Origin of the sequence: Plantibacter sp. lyk4-40-MEA-4 (genome assembly GCF_030209415.1) — a bacterium.
Lineage (GTDB): Bacteria > Actinomycetota > Actinomycetes > Actinomycetales > Microbacteriaceae > Plantibacter > Plantibacter flavus_A.
The window spans coordinates 77576-96319 of the sequence record NZ_JARVSA010000009.1 but is presented as its reverse complement, the minus strand read 5'-3'; the positions used below and the strand labels follow the sequence as shown (position 1 = coordinate 96319).

Annotated in this window: 18 protein-coding genes; 5 read left to right on the top strand and 13 right to left on the bottom strand. The window is 70.4% G+C overall.

The genetic code is table 11. The features are described 5' to 3' along the window. Positions 1-137: 137 nt before the first annotated feature. Together QRN44_RS15280 and nusA are read right to left on the bottom strand one after the other, a co-directional pair. The gene (locus tag QRN44_RS15280; protein ID WP_285039552.1) at positions 138-407 is read right to left on the bottom strand and encodes a YlxR family protein; all 270 of its coding nucleotides are present in this window, start codon (positions 405-407) and stop codon (positions 138-140) included. 5 nt (positions 408-412) lie between these two features. Next, complete coding sequence (gene nusA, locus QRN44_RS15275) at positions 413-1414, bottom strand: transcription termination factor NusA (RefSeq protein ID WP_079707160.1); 1002 nt, start codon at positions 1412-1414, stop codon at positions 413-415. Positions 1415-1621: 207 nt separating this feature from the next. Between nusA and QRN44_RS15270 the strand changes: the two genes are divergently transcribed. Both QRN44_RS15270 and QRN44_RS15265 read left to right on the top strand, forming a co-directional pair. Beyond that, positions 1622-3331 (top strand): sensor histidine kinase, encoded by a 1710-nt coding sequence (locus QRN44_RS15270; protein ID WP_285039551.1) that lies wholly within the window; start codon positions 1622-1624, stop codon positions 3329-3331. Next, the gene (locus QRN44_RS15265; RefSeq protein ID WP_285039550.1) at positions 3328-4008 is read left to right on the top strand and encodes a response regulator transcription factor; all 681 of its coding nucleotides are present in this window, start codon (positions 3328-3330) and stop codon (positions 4006-4008) included. Before QRN44_RS15270 ends, QRN44_RS15265 begins: the two co-directional genes overlap by 4 nt. Positions 4009-4057: 49 nt before the next feature. Here the strand turns inward: QRN44_RS15265 and QRN44_RS15260 are convergent, their stop codons facing one another. From QRN44_RS15260 to QRN44_RS15230, 7 genes are read right to left on the bottom strand one after another with little or no spacing between them, the layout of a single operon-like run. Continuing rightward, positions 4058-5815, bottom strand: coding sequence for a proline--tRNA ligase (locus QRN44_RS15260; RefSeq protein ID WP_175117802.1), 1758 nt, complete (start codon positions 5813-5815; stop codon positions 4058-4060). 41 nt (positions 5816-5856) lie between these two features. Continuing rightward, positions 5857-6978, bottom strand: coding sequence for a hypothetical protein (locus tag QRN44_RS15255; RefSeq protein ID WP_285039549.1), 1122 nt, complete (start codon positions 6976-6978; stop codon positions 5857-5859). Beyond that, entirely contained in the window at positions 6975-8015 is a 1041-nt protein-coding gene (locus QRN44_RS15250) for a VWA domain-containing protein (protein ID WP_285039548.1), read from the bottom strand. The genes QRN44_RS15255 and QRN44_RS15250 overlap by 4 nt, the downstream gene beginning before the upstream one ends. After that, positions 8012-9010, bottom strand: coding sequence for a vWA domain-containing protein (locus QRN44_RS15245; protein WP_121291789.1), 999 nt, complete (start codon positions 9008-9010; stop codon positions 8012-8014). Before QRN44_RS15245 ends, QRN44_RS15250 begins: the two co-directional genes overlap by 4 nt. Next, positions 9001-9468, bottom strand: coding sequence for a hypothetical protein (locus QRN44_RS15240; protein WP_079002737.1), 468 nt, complete (start codon positions 9466-9468; stop codon positions 9001-9003). The genes QRN44_RS15245 and QRN44_RS15240 overlap by 10 nt, the downstream gene beginning before the upstream one ends. After that, positions 9455-10345 (bottom strand): DUF58 domain-containing protein, encoded by an 891-nt coding sequence (locus QRN44_RS15235; protein WP_240555483.1) that lies wholly within the window; start codon positions 10343-10345, stop codon positions 9455-9457. Before QRN44_RS15235 ends, QRN44_RS15240 begins: the two co-directional genes overlap by 14 nt. Positions 10346-10349: 4 nt before the next feature. Then, on the bottom strand, positions 10350-11351 hold the full coding sequence (locus tag QRN44_RS15230; protein ID WP_064295340.1) for an AAA family ATPase: 1002 nt from the start codon (positions 11349-11351) through the stop codon (positions 10350-10352). 198 nt (positions 11352-11549) lie between these two features. On the opposite strand from QRN44_RS15230, the gene QRN44_RS15225 reads away from it, so the two are divergent. From QRN44_RS15225 to QRN44_RS15215, 3 genes are read left to right on the top strand one after another with little or no spacing between them, the layout of a single operon-like run. Then, entirely contained in the window at positions 11550-12824 is a 1275-nt protein-coding gene (locus QRN44_RS15225; RefSeq protein WP_285039547.1) for an acylneuraminate cytidylyltransferase, read from the top strand. Further along, positions 12821-13750: an N-acetylneuraminate synthase family protein gene (locus QRN44_RS15220; RefSeq protein ID WP_079002740.1), complete on the top strand. Its 930-nt coding sequence runs from the start codon at positions 12821-12823 to the stop codon at positions 13748-13750. The genes QRN44_RS15225 and QRN44_RS15220 overlap by 4 nt, the downstream gene beginning before the upstream one ends. A 31-nt stretch (positions 13751-13781) precedes the next feature. Continuing rightward, positions 13782-15089, top strand: a complete 1308-nt coding sequence (locus QRN44_RS15215) for a DUF6716 putative glycosyltransferase (RefSeq protein ID WP_175117798.1) — start codon at positions 13782-13784, stop codon at positions 15087-15089. A 44-nt stretch (positions 15090-15133) separates the two neighbouring features. Here the strand turns inward: QRN44_RS15215 and ispG are convergent, their stop codons facing one another. The 4 genes from ispG to QRN44_RS15195 form a co-directional block, all read right to left on the bottom strand. Continuing rightward, the gene (ispG, locus tag QRN44_RS15210) at positions 15134-16294 is read right to left on the bottom strand and encodes a flavodoxin-dependent (E)-4-hydroxy-3-methylbut-2-enyl-diphosphate synthase (RefSeq protein ID WP_064295337.1); all 1161 of its coding nucleotides are present in this window, start codon (positions 16292-16294) and stop codon (positions 15134-15136) included. Positions 16295-16370: 76 nt separating this feature from the next. Then, positions 16371-16709: an SHOCT domain-containing protein gene (locus QRN44_RS15205; RefSeq protein ID WP_121291791.1), complete on the bottom strand. Its 339-nt coding sequence runs from the start codon at positions 16707-16709 to the stop codon at positions 16371-16373. Positions 16710-16843: 134 nt separating this feature from the next. Next, positions 16844-17503, bottom strand: a complete 660-nt coding sequence (locus QRN44_RS15200; RefSeq protein ID WP_285039546.1) for a response regulator — start codon at positions 17501-17503, stop codon at positions 16844-16846. Then, a complete protein-coding gene (locus QRN44_RS15195) occupies positions 17500-18708 on the bottom strand; it encodes a sensor histidine kinase (RefSeq protein ID WP_175117795.1) in 1209 nt (402 codons plus the stop codon). Before QRN44_RS15195 ends, QRN44_RS15200 begins: the two co-directional genes overlap by 4 nt. Between the last annotated feature and the right edge of the window lie 36 nt (positions 18709-18744).

Sequence of the window (18744 nt, the reverse complement as noted above, 5' to 3'; positions counted from 1 at the left end):
GGGATCCGGGCCTGATACCTGCGGTGGGAAGCACGGTGTGCGCCGGAGCGCTCTCGCGTGCACACACCATCGTACACCCCGACCCTGGGTGCGGGCTCACCACCGGGTCGTGAGCGGGTCGTTCGAGCCCGACGACGTCATTCAGCCGTCGGCGCGGCCGGTTCCGTCGACACGAAGGCCTGGACCGCCGACGCGTCGGGTCCCGCATGCAATCTGAGCGCCCTCGTGAACGCCCGGCGCTGCACCGCCTGGTCGACGCACGCCGACGTCGGGTGCACCCAGGATCCGCGACCCGGCAGGCGCGCCGCGGCGTCGGGGACGAGCGCCCCTTCGACCGCGACGACGCGCAGCAGTGCCGAGCGCGGCTCGCGACGGCGACAGCCGACGCAGGTCCGCACCGGTTCCATCCGGCTCAGTCCGATTCGAGGATCGAGTCCGGCTGGATGTCGATCTTGGCGCCGGTGAGCTTGGCGGCGAGACGGGCGTTCTGCCCCTCCTTGCCGATCGCGAGCGACAGCTGGTAGTCCGGCACGAGCGCCCGGACGGCCTTGAGCGACTGGTCGATGACGTACGAGCTCGTGACCTTGGCCGGGGAGAGCGCGTTCGCGACGAACGTCGGCAGATCGGGCGAGTAGTCGACGATGTCGATCTTCTCGGCGCCCAGCTCGTCGGTGACCGCGCGGACACGACGCCCGAGCTCACCGATGCAGGCGCCCTTGGCGTTGATGCTCGGGTCGTTCGCCTTCACCGCGATCTTGGTCCGGTGTCCGGCCTCGCGTGCGAGCGAGACGATCTCGACGATGCCGGATGCGATCTCCGGGACCTCCAACGCAAACAGCTTCCGTACGAGTCCGGGGTGGGTGCGCGAGACGGTGATCTGCGGACCCTTGAGGCCCTTCGTCACGCTCGTCACGTACACGCGGATGCGTGCACCGTGCGGGTACTCCTCACCGGCCACCTGCTCCTCGGGCGGAAGGATCGCCTCGATGGTGCCGAGGTCGACGTGGATCATGCGCGGGTTCGGGCCCTGCTGGATGACGCCCGCGATGATGTCGCCCTCGCGGCCCTTGAACTCACCGAGGACGGCGTCGTCCTGGATGTCGCGGAGCCGCTGGAAGATGACCTGCTTCGCGGCGAAGGCGGCGATGCGACCGAAGTCGTCCGGCGTGCTCTCAGCCTCCCCGATCAGGACACCCTCGTCGTCGAACTCGGGCACGAACACCCCGACGTGGCCGGTCTTGCGGTCGAGCTGGACGCGGGCCGCCGGGACGTCGCCGCGCGCGGTGGTGTCGGTACCCTCGGTGCTCTTCAGGTACGCACTCAGGATGGCCTGCTCGATGATCACGACGAGCTCCTCGAACGGGATCTCCTTCTCGCGTTCGATCGACTTCAACAAACCGAGATCGATGTCCATCGATGGCCTCCTCTATTCAACTGGTGGTGCCGCGGCAAGACGTGCAGCGGCACGACGGGCATGCTGCTGCCGTGCTGCCGAACCCGTCCGTCTACGGTACCGGATGCCGAGGGGTACGTCATCCACTCAGCTGGGAAGCGGCCGCGCGTCCTCGAGGGGTGCCGCCCCGGCTCGACCGCGTCTCGGAGCGGGTGACATGATTGGCCAATGGTCTTGGGCGAGCTGCGGAACGTCATGCGGAGCACGAGGGTGAGGATCCTCGTCGCGATCCTGCTCGCGACGACGCTCGCGATGACGCTCGTGGGCGTCTCCACCTACACGCTCGGCCGGCAGCAGACCCTCGCGACCATCGACGCCCGCCTGGAGCACAGCGCCGAGCTCATCGCCTTCATGGTGGTCGGTTCGGGCGACTCCGCCGACGCCCCGGCGACGAGCGACGCGGCCGTCGACGCCGTGATGCGACGCTGGATCTTCGCCGAGGACGAGACCGCCGTCGGCGTGCGCGCCGACGGCTCGACGGTCGCGCCCAGCGCCCCGTCCGCCTTCCGGCTGGACGACGACCCGCAGCTGCTCGACACCATCACGGCCCGCGCGTCCCGCGGCGTCGTCACGGGTGAGGCAACCGGTGACCGCACCGTGCGGTACGCGATCATCCCGGTGCAGGTCGTCGGCGACCCGAGTACGGCCCACGTCGTCATCGCCACGGACGTGCACGCGGCGCTCGCGGAGTCCCGAGGCATCCTCGCCGTCGAGATCGTGGTCGCCGTGGTGTGCCTGCTCCTGCTCGGCCTTGTCGGCTGGCAGCTCGCGGGCGGACTGCTCCACCCCATCCGGCTGCTGCGGGACGCCGCGGCCCGCATCACCGAGTCGGACCTCGACGAGCGGATCCCGGTCGTCGGTCGCGACGACGTCTCGGAGCTCACCACGACCGTGAACGGCATGCTGGACCGGCTCGACGAGGCCTTCACCAGTCAACGCCAGCTGCTCGACGACGTCGGCCACGAGCTGAAGACGCCGCTGACCATCGTGCGCGGACACCTCGAGCTCCTGGATCCGTCCGACCCCGCGGAGGTGGCCGCCACCCGGGACCTCGCCCTCGACGAACTCGACCGGATGAGCTCCCTCGTCGCCGACATCACGGAGCTCTCGACGGCCGGACTCGCGTCGACCCTCGACCGGGAGCCGGTCGACATCGAGGCGTTCACCGCCTCCGTCCACGAGAAGGCCACGGCGATCTCGCCCGAACACGAGTGGACCCTGGGCGAGCAGGCCGCACTCACCGCCGACGTCGACGCCGGGCGCCTGGCCCAGGCCTGGCTACAGCTCGCGGACAACGCCGCGAAGTACTCCCCGGCCGGGTCGACGATCGTGATCTCGAGCCGGTTCGACGAGTCGGACGATCCGGCGCTCGTGCTCTCCGTCGCCGACGACGGGCCCGGGGTGCCGGAGGCGCTCCGCGAACGCATCTTCGACCGGTTCACCCGGGTGAGCGGTGGACGGGGTGTCGCCGGCTCCGGCCTCGGCCTGTCGATCGTGCAGGCGATCGCCGCGGCACACGGCGGGTGGGCCGAGGTCGAGGACACGCGGCAGGCCGGCTCACTCTTCAGCATCCGACTGCCGCTCGCGGTGGCGGACGACGACGAGGGATCCGACGCGGACCTCGACCTCGACCCGGACGAGACCGCGGCGATCCCCCGCAGCGCGATGGCCCAGGCGATCGCGCTGCGAGAGGCGCAGGCTGCTCAGGAAGCCGCTGAGGCGCAGACGACCGCGGCGATGCAGGCCGGGCCGACACCCGGCGATGCACGATCCGCGACCGACGTTCCATCGCTCTCGCGAGCACCGTCCCCCGAGGACGACTTCCCGGACCTCGTCGACACCTCGGCTCGGCGGAGTGCGCCGGAGGGCCGCGCATGAGCCGGATCCTGGTCGCCGAGGACGAGACGCGGATCTCGGCATTCGTGAGCAAGGGCCTGCGCGCCGCCGGACACACGGCGGACGTGACGGTCGACGGCTCGCAGGTCGTCGAGCTGGCGGAGAGCGGCGACTTCGACCTGCTCGTCCTCGACATCGGACTCCCCGGCGTCGACGGCTTCGAGGTGCTCAGACGGCTCCGCGACGACGGCAGCCAGCTCCCCGTCATCATCCTGACCGCCCGTGATTCCGCGCGAGACCTCGTGGCGGGCCTCGACGGCGGAGCGAACGACTACATGTCGAAGCCCTTCCGGTTCGAGGAGCTCCTGGCCAGGATCCGCCGGCGCCTGGCCGAGCGGGCTCCGGCGTCGACCACCGCCGTCCAGGAACGGTTGTCGGTCGGTCATCTGGAGCTCGAGCTGCGCGAACGACGCGTCCTCGTCGACGGGGTGCCGGTCGAGCTGTCCACCCGCGAGTTCGCCCTCGCCGAGGAGTTCTTCCGCCACCCGGACCAGATCCTCAGCCGTGAGGAACTCCTCAGCCGGGTCTGGGGCTACGACTTCGATCCCGGTTCGAACGTCGTCGACGTCTACGTGCGGTATCTCCGGAACAAGATCGGCAAGGACGCCATCGCGACGGTCCGCGGGGCCGGCTACCGCCTCAGCACGAGAGCGCAGTAACGGTCGTCATCCCGTCCGGATGAGACGACCGCTACTGCGCTCTCGTGGCTCAGAGGGCGAGGTCGGCGATCGCGACCCGGTCCTTCGTGCCGGCGGCCCGGTCCCAGAGCTCGACGAAGCCCTCGGTGGCCTCGCGACCGACGACCACCACGACGGGCACGCCGATCAGCTCGGCGTCGCCGAACTTGACACCCGGGGACACCTTGCCGGTGCGGTCGTCGTAGAGGACGTCCTTGCCTCGGGCCTCGAGCGAGGCCACGAGTTCCTCGGCCACCTCGAAGATCGCCGCGTCGCGTCCTGCTGCGACGACGTGCACATCGAACGGGGCGACGGCCTTCGGCCAGATGAGACCGCGCTCGTCGTTGTTGCCCTCGGCGATGATCGCGAGGATGCGCGTGATCCCGATGCCGTAGGAGCCCATGGTCACCGTGACGAGTTTGCCGTTCTCGTCGAGCACCTTCAGTCCGAGCGCCTCGGCGTACTTGCGCCCGAGCTGGAAGACGTGCCCGATCTCCATGCCCCGAGCGAGCTCGACCGGTCCGGAGCCGTCGGGCGCGGGGTCGCCGGCGCGGACCTCCGCCGCCTCGACGAAGCCGTCGGCGGTGAAGTCCCGCCCGGCGACGAGGCCGAAGACGTGCTGCTGATCGACGTTCGCGCCGGTGATCCACTCGGTGCCGTCGACGACCCGGGGGTCGAGGAAGTACCGGATCTCCGTCGCCGACTCCTCACCGAGGACGGGCCCCTGCGGGGACCACGGTCCGATGTAGCCCTTGACGAGCCCGGCGTTCGCGGCGAAGTCCGCTTCGGTCGCGGCCTCCACCTCCGCGGGGCTGAAGGCCACCTCGACGCGCTTGAGGTCGACGTCGCGGTCGCCCGGCAGGCCGATGACGACCATCTCGCGCGTGCCGTCGAGGTGCCGCAGCGCCAGCACGACGTTCTTGAGGGTGTCGGCGGCCGTCCAGGCCCGTCCGTCGTCGCGCGGGTGCCGCTCGTTGGCGAGGTCGACGAGCGTCGAGATCGTCGGGGTGTTCGGCGAATCGAAGACCGTCGCGGGTGCCAGACCCTCGATGGGGCGGGCCTCCGGGACCTCGGTGGTGTAGGCCTCGACGTTGGCGGCGTACCCGCCGGCCGAACGCACGAAGGTGTCCTCACCGACCGCGGTGGGGTGCAGGAACTCCTCGCTGCGCGAACCGCCCATCGCACCGGCGTCGGCCTGCACGATCTCGTACTCCAGGCCGAGCCGCGTGAAGATGCGCTCATAGGCGTCGCGCTGCGCCTGGTAGCTCGCGTCGAGCCCGGCGTCGGACACGTCGAACGAGTAGGCGTCCTTCATCGTGAACTCACGACCGCGCAGGAGGCCTGCCCGGGGACGGGCCTCGTCGCGGTACTTGTCCTGGATCTGGTAGATCGACAGGGGCAGGTCCTTGTAGGAGGAGTACAGGTCTTTCACGAGCAGGGTGAAGACCTCCTCGTGTGTCGGCGCCAGCAGGTAGTCGGCACCCTTGCGGTCGTGCAGGCGGAAGAGGGCGTCGCCGTACTCCTCCCACCGGCCGGTGACCTCGTAGGGCTCGCGCGGCAGGAGCGCGGGGAAGTGCACCTCGAACGCGCCGGCGTTCGCCATCTCCTCGCGGACGATGGCCTCGATCTTGTTCTTCACCCGCAACCCGAGCGGCAACCAGGCGAAGACACCCGGCGCCTGGCGTCGGATGTACCCCGCCCGCACCAGTAGGCGGTGACTCGTCACCTCCGCGTCGGAAGGGTCTTCACGGAGCGTACGGAGGAAGTAATTCGAAAGGCGCGTAACCACCTGTCCATGCTAGTCCGTCACACGCAGGCAGCCCGGAACCGCTACCAGGGGCGATCGGCGAAGTTCCCGTTGTCGTTGTTCCGACCGCGGTTCTTGGCGTCCTCGGTCGACTTGTCCTGCTGGGCGTCCTGGCCGGCGTCCTTCAACTTGTCGACCTTCCCGTCGACCTCGCTGTCCCCGGTGCCGCTCGAGCCGCTCGCGTCGCCGTCGCCCTGTCCCCCGTTCGAAGGATCCTGCTGGCCCTGCCCGCCGGACCGGTCGCGCTGGTCGGTCGCATCCTGACGTTTGCGGTCGATGCGATCGCCGGTGTCCTGCAGGTTCTCACCGGGCGTGCCCTTCGGATCGATCACGTCGGGCTGCTGCCCGGTGCCGCCCTGATCGCCCTGGCCGCCTTGGTTCCCTTGGTCGCCCTGATCCCCTTGGTCGCCCTGGTCCCCTTGGTCGCCCTGGCCGCCTTGGTCGCCCTGGCCGCCTTGGTCGCCCTGCTCCCCTTGCTCACCCTGGTCGCCCTGGTCGTCTTGACCGCCCTGACCACCTTGATCGCCCTCATCCCCCTGGCCACCCTGGTCCTGCTGGTCCTGCTGGTCCTCGTTCTGCTCCTGGGACTCCCCCTCGAAGCAGCCCTCGCCCTCGTCGACGATGCGCTTCGCGGTGTCGTAGAGGTTGATGGCGCCCTGGAAGAACTGGCCCTTCACGTACTCGTCGGCCTGGGTCTCGTACGCGCGCGCCAGGTTGACCCGGACGATGCAGGCGGTCTCCTCCGTCGGCGCGAGCTCGAGCGCCTTCCCGAGGTCGTCGGTCCCCTGCACCCAGTCCTGTCCGGCCGCGGCTGCGGTGCCCCGGTCGAACCAGGCGATCCACGGCTCGACGACGTTCGCCGTGAAGAGGTGCCCCGCGCTCAACTGCGCCCCGGAGTAGTCCTCGGCGCGGTACCCGGCGATCGCCGACTGCGCGACGACCGGCAGACTCACGAACTTGACCCCGACGACGAGGGCGACGAGGACCAGCGGAAGGGACCACCAGAACAGCCGACGGCGCAACCGGCTGACCTCGGCAGGGGCCAGCGGCGGACGCCGCGGTTCCTCGAACCGTGGCCGTGGCTCCGGGCTGCGCGGCGCGTCGTCGGGCCGGTCGGTCCGGGTCCGGTCGTCGAAGAGGGTCATGCCTGCCCACCCTTCGTCCGTCGGAGCTCGCCCAGCGCGCCGACCAGGCCGGGGAGCTCGGTGAGGAGCAGCACACCGAACCCGAGCGCGAACACCCAGTACAGCTCATCGGTACGCCGGATGTCCACCTCGTCCTCGACGGTGACGCCGCCGACGGCGAGGCCGTCGAGCGCGTCGTCGAGCGACGCACCCGGGGTCCTGATCTCCGCTTCGACGCCGAGCTGCGACGCGATCGTCTCGAGCGCGCCCGGATCCAGCCGGGACACGGCGGGCTCACCGGTCGAGTAGTCCTGGATGTAACGGACGCTGCCGTCCTGGTATCCCGAGAACTCGCGCATGGTCCCGCCGGCCTCGGTCCCGTAGCCGAGCACGCCACCGCCGCCGATGAGCGGTGCGATGCTCTCGAACGACCCGGGCGCCGCGCCACTCGTCTGCTCGCCGTCACCGAGGTAGAACATGATCCGGTTCCGACCCGGTTCCTGCTCCTCGGCCTGGGTCAGCAGCGTGGTCATGAACTTTACCGGCGCGTCGATGCTGCTGCCGCGGGAGTAGGTGGTGATCTCCTGCGTCATCGCCTCCGCGGCCGACCGGAGCGCCGTCGCGTCCGTCGTGAGGGGCATGCGCTGGACGGCCACGGCGTCGAACGTCACGAGCGCGTAGCGCGCACCGGCCAGCCGGTCGGCGATGCCGGTGATGTCGGCCTTCGCCCCGTCGAGTCGGGTCGGCGGTTTCGGGGCCCCGTTCTCGTCCGTCCCCGACGCGGTCCCGTCCGGCCAGTCCTCGGCGGCCATCGAGCTCGTCGTGTCCACGACGAAGTAGACGTCGAGGTCGCCCATCGCGGACGGCGGGCGATGGTTGCCGGGAATGGTCGGTCGGAGGGCGATGATCACGAGCACGACGACCATGGCCAGTCGGGCGATCCAGTGCCAGGCTCCTGGCCGCCGCACCCCGGCGAGGAACTGCCAGACGGCGAAGACCGCGAGGACGGTGCCGAGCACGGCGATGGCCCAGATCGGCAGAACGGGGTTGATGGTCATCGGCGCAACCTCCAGGCGAGCAGCATGAGCGCCGCGAGGCCGCCGAACGCCACCAGCACGAACACGAACGGCTCGTCGACCTGCACGAGCTGTTTGGCGCCCTTCAGCGTCTTCGTCTGCTCCGCCGTGATCTGCTGGACGATGCCGCCGACCGCGCCGGGGTCGGCGAGCGCGTAGTAGTCCCCGCCGGTGGACGTCACGACCTCGTCCATCTCCGCGGCGAGGTCGTCGAGGTAGTCCTTGCTGGAGACGTCGCCGGGGTTGATCCCGTACACCGTCACGTCCTGCGCCTTCGCATAGGCGCCGGCCTCCTTGAGCGTGAGGATCGGCTCGCCGGCGACGTAGTTGTCGGTCGCGAGCACGATCGAGCGCGACCGTTCCTCGCCGACCTGGTCGAACCGCATGACGCAGGACCCGAGACCGTCGCCGATGAGGGACGACCCGTTCCCGAGATCGGTGCCGTTCCAGTACTCGTAGTCGCTCTCCGGCGAGGTGAGGTCCTCGACGAGGTGGTCGAGCTGCGCGGCCACGTAGTCGTAGTCGCTCGTCAGCGGGAAGTACGTGGTCGCGGACGCGTTGAACAGCACCAGGGCGATCCGCTCACCGTCGAACCGCTGTACGAGCTTCTCGAACACCCCGACCAGCGCGGCGTCGTACTCCGTCATCGACCCGGACACGTCGAGGCAGAGCACGATGTCGCGGTTGCGCAGTTCGGGCTGGAACACCGTCGTGCTCACCACGCGGGATCCGAGGGCCGTGCCGGCGAGCAGCAGCACCCCGAGAGCGGCGAGCGTCGCGATGATGAGGCGCCGGTACCGCGACAGTGCGCGGCGGTATCCGGGGAGCGCGGTGAGCCGTTCGGAGTGCGCGACCCACAGCGGCTCGGCGTTCGCCTTCCGGCGCCGCCCGGTGCGGGCCACGAGGACGACGACGGCGACCACCGCGGCCACGGCGAGGAGCCAGACGAGCGGCATCCACCAGTAGATCAGCTCCACGTCGTCACCACCTGGCGGGCGAGCGTGGCGGCCTCGGCGACACTGCCCGTCTCGGCCTCGCGGAACTCGACCGGGTAATAGGCCGAAACGGCACGACTGAGTGGCGCGAGTCCGGCGCGATCGAGGTCTGCGAGCGTCATGACCTGGGCACGGACGCCGCTGGACTCGTGCGCGTACATCCGGAGGATCGCGCCGAGCCGTTGGTGGGCGCGCCGCGTGCTCAGGGCGCCGTCCCCGTGCTCGCGCTCGATCTCGCCGATGAGCGCGAGGTAGCGATCGCGCAGGACGGTCGGAGACGGCTGCGGAGCAGGACGCGGAGCGCTCCCGCGCGCGCGACGGCGCACGTGGGCGAGCATCCAGACGTACCACCCGATCACGAGCGCGATGAGCACGAGTCCGAGCACCGGCCAGAGCAGCGTGTACTGGACCGGAGCGTAGTAGCCGTTATCGCCGGGCATGTCGGTGGGCCTCGAGGAGGTGGAAGAGGACGGGCACGACGTCGTCGGCCCCGGTCACGCGCTGACCGCTGATGCCGAGTTCCTCGAGCTGGTCGAGGTGTCGGGCGGTCGCGCTGGTGACGGCCTCGATGAACTCGCGACGGAGCGCGACGTCCGACCGGATGAAGGCCGGCAGGGACCGCTCGTCGGCGACGTCGACCATCGCCCGACCGGTGTACTCCGCGCGCATGAGGTCGGCGTCCCCGACCGAGATCCAGAGCACCTCGTGCTGGACGTGCAGTCGACGGAGGATCTCCGACCGCTTCGGCGTGATCTCCTCGTCGTCCGAGACGATCACGAGCAGACAGCGCTGCTTGACGGACCGTGCCGCATAGCCGAGCAGCTCGTCGAGATCGCTCTGGGGTGCCGCGAGCGATGCACGCCGGTCGATGTGCTGCAGCAGGCGCTCGAGTGCCGATTCGGTGCCGGCGGGTCGGACGAGTTCCGGTGCGGCGGCGTCACCGGCGACGAGACCGACGAGGTCGCCGTGCCGGATCGCGAGGTACCCCAGGATGCCGACCGCGAGGATGGCGACCTCGCGTTTGGTGCTCCCGCCCTCGGCGAGCGCCGCGAGATCACGACCCGTGTCGACGACGAACAGCACCTGGTGTTTCCGCGTGGCGATGTAGCGCTTCACGAGTGGAGCGCCGTGTCGGGCCGTCGCCTTCCAGTCGATGTCCTTGATCTCGTCGCCCGGCGTGTACTCGCGGAGGTCGTCGAAGTCGAGGCTCCTGCCCTGGAACACCGAGCGGTACTCGCCGTCGAGCATCCCCCGCACGCGGCGGTGGGCGTGGATGAAGAGTTTGGACTTCACCCGGTGGAGCAGCGGGGCTGACACGGGCCTACGGTGCCTGGACCGCTCCGAAGACGGCGTCGATGATCGTCTCGGGCGAGACGTCGTCGGCCGCGGCTTCGAAGTTCAGGATGATGCGGTGCCGCAGCACCTGGTGGCGGTAGCCCTTGACGTCCTCGGGGATGACGTGGTCCCGACCGGCGAGGATCGCGAGCGCCCGCGCGACGGTGCTGAACGCGATGCTGGCACGCGGGCTCGCCCCGTACTCGATGTAGCTCGCGAGCTTCGGCGGCAGGTAGTCGCTCGCATGGCGGGTCACGTAGACCGTCTGGACGATGTAGTTGAGGATCGACGCATCGAGGTAGACCCGCTTGGCGAGGGACTGCAGGAACAGGACGTCCTCGAGGCTCACCCCCGGGCGATCCTGGTCGGTCTCGTAGAGCCCGGAGTTCACCCGACGGACGATCTCGGCCTCCTCGCCGATCGTCGGGTAGTCGAGCACCTCCTTGAGGAGGAAGCGGTCGAGCTGCGCCTCGGGCAGGTGGTACGTGCCCTCCTGCTCGATGGGGTTCTGCGTGGCGAGCACGAAGAACGGCTTCGGCAACGGATAGTGCGTGCCGCCGATGGAGGTCTGGCGTTCCTGCATCGCCTCGAGCATCGCGCTCTGGGTCTTCGCGCTCGACCGGTTGACCTCGTCGAGGAGCACGAAGTTCGCGTGCACGGGACCGAGCTGGGTCTGGAACGCACCGGTGCGGGCGTCGTAGATCTGCGTGCCGATGATGTCGCTCGGCAACAGGTCGGGGGTGCACTGGATGCGTTTGAACGACGCGTTCACCGCTTGGGCGATCGATTCCGCCGCGGTCGTCTTCGCGAGTCCTGGGACACTCTCGAGCAGGACGTGTCCGCCCGAGACGAGTGCCGCGAGCAGGGTGGTGCGCAGGCCCTGCTGACCGACCACCTTCGCGTCGTATGCACCGACGATCTCGGAGAGGATGCTGCGGGCCCGTTGCAGCTCGGCTGGCGCGATGGGGGTGCTCGGCGTCACGGTCACTGGTCTCCCTGGCGAGGCTGGCGGTCCGGACGGATGACCGTCGAACGCGGATCCGCCTGGTGGAACCCGGCGGTCCGAACAGTCTACGTGTGAAGATCCGGAGCCCGGGCTCCTCGGCCACCGGATGGCCACCAGGGCGTCGGGAGCCGTTCGCCCACCGTCCCCCTCGCGGCCACCGCCGCTTCCTACCGTGGATCGATGACATCTGCAGCGCACGGGAGGCACCCGGAGACCGACGGCGCGACGGCGATCGTCCCGGTCAGGGGCGGTTCGAAGGGGATCCACCGCAAGAACCTCAGGACGGTCCGCGGGAGCACCCTCATCGCACGGTCGGTCGAAGGACTGCTGCGGTCGGGTGGCGTCTCGCGCGTGGTCGTCACGACCGATCACCCGGACCTCGCCGCCGCCGCCGTCGCCGCCGGTGCCGAGGTCATCGACCGGCCGGCCGAACTCGCCGAGGACAGCACCTCCTCCGAGGCCGCGCTCCTCCACGCGCTCGGTGTCCTCGCGGAGCGCGGTGAGCTGACCCCCGTGACGGTGTTCGCGCAGGCGACGTCGCCCTTCCTCGACGTGGAAGCGCTCGACGACGCCGTCGCGCTGGTCTCCTCCGGGCGGGCGGACTCCGTCTTCGCCGCGGTACTCGACCACGGATTCCTCTGGACGGAGAAGACGAAGGGTGCCCGAGGGATCGGCCACGACCACCGCGAGCGTCCCCGGCGGCAGGACCGCGCCCCGCAGTACCGCGAGACCGGCTCGTTCTACGTCTTCGACACGGACGGCTTCCTCGAAGCCGGGCACCGCTTCTTCGGCCGGATCGCGCCGGCCGTCACCAGGTCCTTCGCCGCGCTCGACATCGACGAACCGGAGGATCTGCTCGTCGCCGAGGCGATCGCCGGACTCGCCGAACGCCAGCTGGGCATCCCGTCGGGCTCGGAGCGTTCCGAGCACCACCTCGACGTCGACGCCGTCGTCACCGACTTCGACGGGGTCCACACCGACGACCGCGCCAGTATCGACGCCGACGGGGTCGAACGGGTGAGCGTCCATCGCGGTGACGGCCTCGGCGTCCGTCTGCTGCGCGAGGCCGGACTGCCGTTCCTGATCCTGTCGACCGAGCGGGTCCCGATCGTCGCCGCACGCGCGGCCAAACTCGGCGTCGACGTCGTGTACGGCTCCGCCGACAAGGCGACCGCGCTCCGCGACTGGGCCGCGACGAAGGGCGTCCCACTCGACCGCATCGCCTACCTCGGCAACGACGTCAACGACATCCCGGCACTCGAGATCGTCGGCTGGCCGGTCGTCGTCGCCGATGCGCACCCGGAGGCGCGTGCCGTCTCCCGGCTCGTCCTGGAACGCCGAGGCGGCGACGGCGCCGTCCGCGAACTCGCCGACCTCGTCCTCACCGCACGCGCACGCGCGGCCCTCGACCCCCTGAAGCTGTCCACGCTGCAATCGAACGGAGCACGACCATGAGCATCCACCAGGACGCGAACGACACCACCGACCTCGACGGCCGGACGCAGCCGTCTCCCGTGCGCATCGACGGCATCCCCGTCGGCGGCGGCGCTCCCGCGTACGTCATCGGGGAGATCGGTCTCAACCACAACGGCGACGTGGAGCTCGCGAAGCGACTCATCGACGTGGCCGCCGACGCCGGCGCACAGGCCGTCAAGTTCCAGAAGCGCACGCCGGAGATCTCCACGCCGACGCACATGCGCGACGTCCCGCGGCAGACGCCGTGGGGTGAGATGAGCTACCTCGACTACCGCTACCGGGTCGAATTCGACCGTGAGCAGTACATCGAGATCGGCGACCACGCCACCCTGCGCGGCCTCAGCTGGTTCGCGTCCCCGTGGGACGAACCGTCGGTCGACTTCCTCGAGGACCTGGGCGTCAGCGCCCACAAGGTCGCGTCCGCCTCGGTGACCGACTCGGGCCTCCTCACCCGTCTCGCCGCGACCGGGAAGCCGATCATCCTCTCGACCGGCATGTCGACGCTCGAGCAGATCGACCGCGCCGTCGAGATCCTCCGGGGCTCGCCGCTGGTCATCCTGCACGCGACCTCCACCTACCCCTTGCCCGCCGAAGAGGCGAACCTCCGGATGATCGACAGCCTCGCCGCCCGGTACCCCGGTGTGCCCATCGGGTACTCCGGCCACGAGACCGGTCTGCAGATCTCCCTCGCCGCGGTCGCCCTCGGAGCCACGATGGTGGAACGCCACATCACGCTCGACCGCGCCATGTGGGGCTCGGACCACGCCGCGTCGCTCGAACCGCACGGTTTCTCGAACCTCGTCCGCGACATCCGGGTCATCGAGACCGCCATGGGTGACGGCGTCAAGCGCATCTTCCCCGGCGAACTCGCCCCACTCGCGAAGCTGCGCAGGGTCGATGCCTGATCATGGGCCCCGACGTCGGGTGATCGGGGTGGTGGACTCCGACTCCTTCGTGAAGTGGGGCGCCGCCACCCTCTCCCGCGCGACCGGCTGGGACGTCGACCTCGTCCTCATCGAGAGCGACGTGTCCGCCACGGACCGGCAGGTGGACATCGCCCTGCTCCACACGGCGTTCGAGGGTCGGACCGTCCGTCGCCTGTCGCTCCGACGACTCGTCGACCTCATCCGGACCGAGCAGCCGGACGGCGTGTTCGTCTCCACGCGGGGGCCGGTCGCCGAGGTCGTCATCTCGGAACTCCTCGCGCTCGGCCGCGCCACCCGCCCGGTCCTCCTCACCGGTCTCCCCGGCATCTCCATCCCGGCGAAGTGGAAGGGGATCTTCCTCCGTGCGCAGGCAGACGTCTTCGTCCTGCACAGCCACCGCGAAGTCGCCGCCTACCGTGAACTCGCGCTGACGCACGGGGTCGAGCCGGCGTTCGCGCTCGCGACCCTGCCGTTCCTGACGGACCCGGCGACCGAGCCACCGGCCGAGCCCGCCCCGCGCACCCGGGTCGTCTTCGCCGCCCAGGCCACCGTCCCGGCCGACCGCGGCGACCGGCTCCGGATCCTCTCCTGGCTGCGGACCCTCGCGATCCGGCACCGCGACCTCGACGTCGTGATCAAGGTGCGCGGCCTCGCCGGCGACCCGCAGACCCATCACGAGCACTACCCCTTCGACACCCTCCTGACCGGTCCCACACCCGACAACCTCCGGGTCGCCACCGGGTCGATGGCGGTCCACCTCGGCCACGCGGCCGGGCTCGTCACCGTGAGTTCCACGGCTGCGATCGAGGCCATCGCCGCCGGGGTGCCGGTCATCCTGCTCGACGACTTCGGTGTTGACCCGGCGCTCATCAACACCGTCTTCGAGGGCAGCGGGCTGCTCGCCTCCAAGGATGACCTCATGGCCGCCCGCTTCCGGTTCCCGAACCCGGATTGGCTGCAGCAGAACTACTTCCACCCCGCCCCGGAGGACGACTGGATCCTGCGGTCGGAGGAGGCGTTCGCCGCGCGCGACCTCGGGACCCTGCCGGTCCGTCCTCGTGCACGACAGAGTCGCGGCGGCATGCTCCGCACCGGTTGGGAGCGTCGTCGGGCGTTCGGGCGGGCCGACACGAGCGCGCTGGGCACGGTCGCCTTCGTCATCGGGCGGCCACTGCAGATCGCTCGCCGTCTGGTCCGTCGCGCTCGGGGCGTCCAGCCGGCCGAGCGGCAACCGATCGCCTCCCGTCGGCTCGCACCGATCGAGACGGAGACGCCGGTGCGCGCGCCGCACGGGGCTCGTCACCGCACAGCCCGCTGACGGGATCACCGCTCGACCGGAGACCGGTCGGGCGGTGATCCGGCTCAGTTGGAGCCGACCGTCACCACCGGTGCGCCCGTGGAGGTGTCGTCCGCGGGCATCTCGGCGGCCAGACGGTTGGCCTCCTGGATGAGCGTCGCGACGATCTCCGACTCCGGAACCGTCTTGATGACCTCGCCCTTGACGAAGATCTGGCCCTTGCCGTTGCCGCTCGCGACGCCGAGGTCGGCCTCGCGAGCCTCTCCGGGGCCGTTCACGACGCAGCCCATGACGGCGACGCGCAGGGGGACGCTCATCCCCTCGAGGCCGTCGGTCACGTCGTTCGCGAGCTTGTAGACGTCCACCTGGGCGCGCCCGCAGCTCGGGCAGGAGACGATCTCGAGCTTGCGCTCGCGGAGGTTCAACGACTGCAGGATCTGGAGCCCGACCTTGATCTCCTCCGCCGGCGGCGCGGAGAGCGAGACACGGATGGTGTCGCCGATGCCCTCGGAGAGCAGGATGCCGAACGCGGTCGCGCTCTTGATGGTTCCCTGGAAGGAAGGACCTGCCTCCGTCACGCCGAGGTGCAGGGGCCAGTCACCGCGCTCGGCGAGCAGCCGGTAGGCCTTCACCATGACGACCGGGTCGTTGTGCTTGACGGAGATCTTGAAGTCGTGGAAGTCGTGCTCCTCGAAGAGGCTCGCCTCCCAGACGGCGCTCTCGACGAGCGCTTCGGGGGTCGCCTTGCCGTACTTCTGCAGCAACCGCGGGTCGAGGGACCCGGCGTTGACGCCGATGCGGAGGGAGACGCCGGCGGCTTTCGCGCGCCGGGCGATCTCGCCGACCTGGTCGTCGAACTTCCGGATGTTGCCGGGATTGACCCGGACGGCCGCGCACCCCGCGTCGATCGCGGCGTAGACGTAGGCGGGCTGGAAGTGGATGTCGGCGATCACCGGGATCTGACTCTTCTTCGCGATGATCGGCAGCACCTCGGCGTCGTCGCGGGTCGGGACGGCCACGCGGACGATGTCGCAGCCGGAGGCCGTGAGCTCGGCGATCTGCTGGAGGGTCGCGTTGATGTTGGTCGTCTGGGTCGTCGTCATCGACTGGACGCTCACCGGGGCGTCGCCGCCGACGAGCACCTTGCCGACCTTGATCTGTCGCGACTTGCGCCGCGGGCTGAGCGTCTCGGGAACCGACGGAAGACCCAGATTGATAGCTACCACGAGCCTCAGCTTACGCGCGCGACGCCCCCCAGGCTCCCCGTGAGCTGAATGCCTGCTGGGACGTCGCGATCCGCGGTCAACGGGCGGGTGGTGCCTCGCGATTCGCACGCAGGACGCCGAGCCGTTCCCGGTACTCGACCTCGTCGATGTCGCCCTGGGCGAAGCGCTCGGCGAGCGTCTGCTCTGCGCTCCGGGACCCGTCCTGACGCCAGGCCCACGGCGGGCCCTGGTGGCCGTCCGGGGACGCCCCGGACCAGGCTCGGCGACGCCACCGCCGACCGACCAGCGCGACGACGAGGACGATCACGGCGATCCAGAACGCGGGGATGAGCAGCAGCCAGAGGAGGTGGAAGCCCGGCCCGGGACCGCCGGGATGCATGGCGGTCGCGGCGAGCACGATCAGGGAGGTGGACATGGAGGACTCCGTTCGTCGGGCGGACGACCACCGTCGTCCGCATCACGACCCCGAGCCTCCTCCGGATGGTGGCCGAGGGCATCCGACGACGGGACGGATCACCGGACTCCCCCGGGAGTACGACCACCCGGCGCTCAGACGCCGGGACTGACGAGCCCCGTCTCGTAGGCGATGACGACGAGTCGGACCCGGTCGCGCGCCGCGAGCTTCGACATGATGCGCGACACGTGGGTCTTCGCGGTGAGCGGGCTGAGGAACAGCGCCGCTCCGATCTCCTCGTTGGTGAGTCCGCGTCCGACGAGACCCAGCACCTCGCGTTCGCGCTCCGTGAGCCCGGCGATCACGGCGTCGTCGAGCGGCGCGGCGATCGCTCCGGCGACCTGGGTGAGCAGGCGCCTCGTGACCCCGGGCGACAGCAGGGCGTCACCCGACGCGACCACACGGACGGCCCGGATGAGCTCGGCCGGCTCGGTGTCCTTCACGAGGAAGCCGCTCGCGCCCGCCCGGATCGCCTGCGCGACGTACTCGTCGAGTTCGAAGGTGGTGACGACGATGATGCGGGTGGCCTCGAGCGTCGGATCCGCGACGATGGCTTCGGTGGCGGCCAGACCGTCGCCTCCGGGCATCCTGATGTCCATGAGGACCACGTCCGGCTGCTCCCGACGGACGACCACGAGCGCCTCGTCCCCACCGGCCGCCTCACCCACGACCGCGATGTCGGGCTCCGCGTCGAGGAGGGCGCGGAACCCGCCGCGGATGAGTGCCTGGTCGTCGGCGACGACCACGCGGATCATGCGACGCCTCGGACCGGCACCCGGGCCGTGACACGGAAGCCACCGAGCGGACTCCGCCCGGTCTCGAGGGTGCCACCGAGGAGCTCGGCGCGCTCGGTCATGCCGAGGAGGCCGTTGCCGTGCTCCGCGGGTCCGGGTGGGGCACCGACTCCGTCGTCCTCCACGAGCAGGCGGTAGGTGCCGTCGACCTCGACGAGCTCGACGGAGACCCGTCCGGCCTGCGCGTGCCGGAGGACGTTCGTGACGCTCTCCTGCGCGATCCGGTACAGCGCCTGCTGCACGGCCGCGCCGGGCGTGGAGACGAGGCGCTGCTCGAGGACCGCGTCGACGCCCTGGTCTCGGAGGGACTGGACGAGGACGGGCAGTGCCTCGAGATCCGGCCCCGGGCGCCTCGGCGCGCCGGTCGTGGGATCCTGGGCCGCATCGGCACCACGGAGGACGTCGAGGAGGCCGCGGACCTCGTCGAGCGACGCCTTGCTCGACCCCTTGATGTTCGTCAGCGCCTCCCTGGCACGTTCGGGCTGGGTGTCCATGAGGTGCAGCCCCATACCGGCCTGGACGGTGATCTGCGCGAGCGAGTGGGCGACCACGTCGTGCAGCTCACGGGCGATGCGCACGCGCTCCTCCTGAGCGGCGGACGCCCGACGTTCGCCTTGACGCCGGCGATCCGCGTCGAGCTGTTCGCGCCGGGTGCGGAGTCCCTCGGCGAGGAGGACGGCGACGATGACGAGGGCGGTCGTGGCCCCGACGCGGAAGCCCGACACCCTCCAACCGACGGCGAGCGCGATGGTCAGGGCGAGCGCCCACCCGAGTCCCAGCGACGGATAGGTCCAGCCGCGAGCCCCACGGACGATGCCGGACCCCGCGGCGAACGCGAGCGCCACGGCGGGAGGGCCCCAGGTGGGACCCGTCAGCATCGAGGCGCTCGACAACACGGCGACCGCCGCGACCGTCGGCCCGGGCGACCGCCTGGCAGCGAGCAGGCAGAGCACGCCGGCGAGTGCCAGGAGGACGGCCGAGGTACGTGACCACCCCGAGGCACCGGCACCCGGGCCGAAGGAACCGTGGAGGGCGAGCACCGCTGTCGCGGGCACCTGGACGAGGAAGGACACCACCACCGGTGCCCAGAGGCGCCAGACGGGGCGCCCGGGTCGGCGATCGCCCGGCGTCATCCAGGGTGCCGAACCCGTCTCGACCGATGCCATCCCTGCATGCTACTCGCGGGTCGGAGCCGCCGCGTC

What these genes read in the sequence shown, in the direction of transcription:
- QRN44_RS15280 (WP_285039552.1), bottom strand. Translation starts at nt 407, where the DNA reads ATGGAACCGGTGCGGACCTGCGTCGGCTGTCGCCGTCGCGAGCCGCGC.
- nusA (WP_079707160.1), bottom strand. Translation starts at nt 1,414, where the DNA reads ATGGACATCGATCTCGGTTTGTTGAAGTCGATCGAACGCGAGAAGGAG.
- QRN44_RS15270 (WP_285039551.1), top strand. Translation starts at nt 1,622, where the DNA reads ATGGTCTTGGGCGAGCTGCGGAACGTCATGCGGAGCACGAGGGTGAGG.
- QRN44_RS15265 (WP_285039550.1), top strand. Translation starts at nt 3,328, where the DNA reads ATGAGCCGGATCCTGGTCGCCGAGGACGAGACGCGGATCTCGGCATTC.
- QRN44_RS15255 (WP_285039549.1), bottom strand. Translation starts at nt 6,978, where the DNA reads ATGACCCTCTTCGACGACCGGACCCGGACCGACCGGCCCGACGACGCG.
- QRN44_RS15250 (WP_285039548.1), bottom strand. Translation starts at nt 8,015, where the DNA reads ATGACCATCAACCCCGTTCTGCCGATCTGGGCCATCGCCGTGCTCGGC.
- QRN44_RS15240 (WP_079002737.1), bottom strand. Translation starts at nt 9,468, where the DNA reads ATGCCCGGCGATAACGGCTACTACGCTCCGGTCCAGTACACGCTGCTC.
- QRN44_RS15225 (WP_285039547.1), top strand. Translation starts at nt 11,550, where the DNA reads ATGACATCTGCAGCGCACGGGAGGCACCCGGAGACCGACGGCGCGACG.
- QRN44_RS15220 (WP_079002740.1), top strand. Translation starts at nt 12,821, where the DNA reads ATGAGCATCCACCAGGACGCGAACGACACCACCGACCTCGACGGCCGG.
- QRN44_RS15205 (WP_121291791.1), bottom strand. Translation starts at nt 16,709, where the DNA reads ATGTCCACCTCCCTGATCGTGCTCGCCGCGACCGCCATGCATCCCGGC.
- QRN44_RS15200 (WP_285039546.1), bottom strand. Translation starts at nt 17,503, where the DNA reads ATGATCCGCGTGGTCGTCGCCGACGACCAGGCACTCATCCGCGGCGGG.
- QRN44_RS15195 (WP_175117795.1), bottom strand. Translation starts at nt 18,708, where the DNA reads ATGGCATCGGTCGAGACGGGTTCGGCACCCTGGATGACGCCGGGCGAT.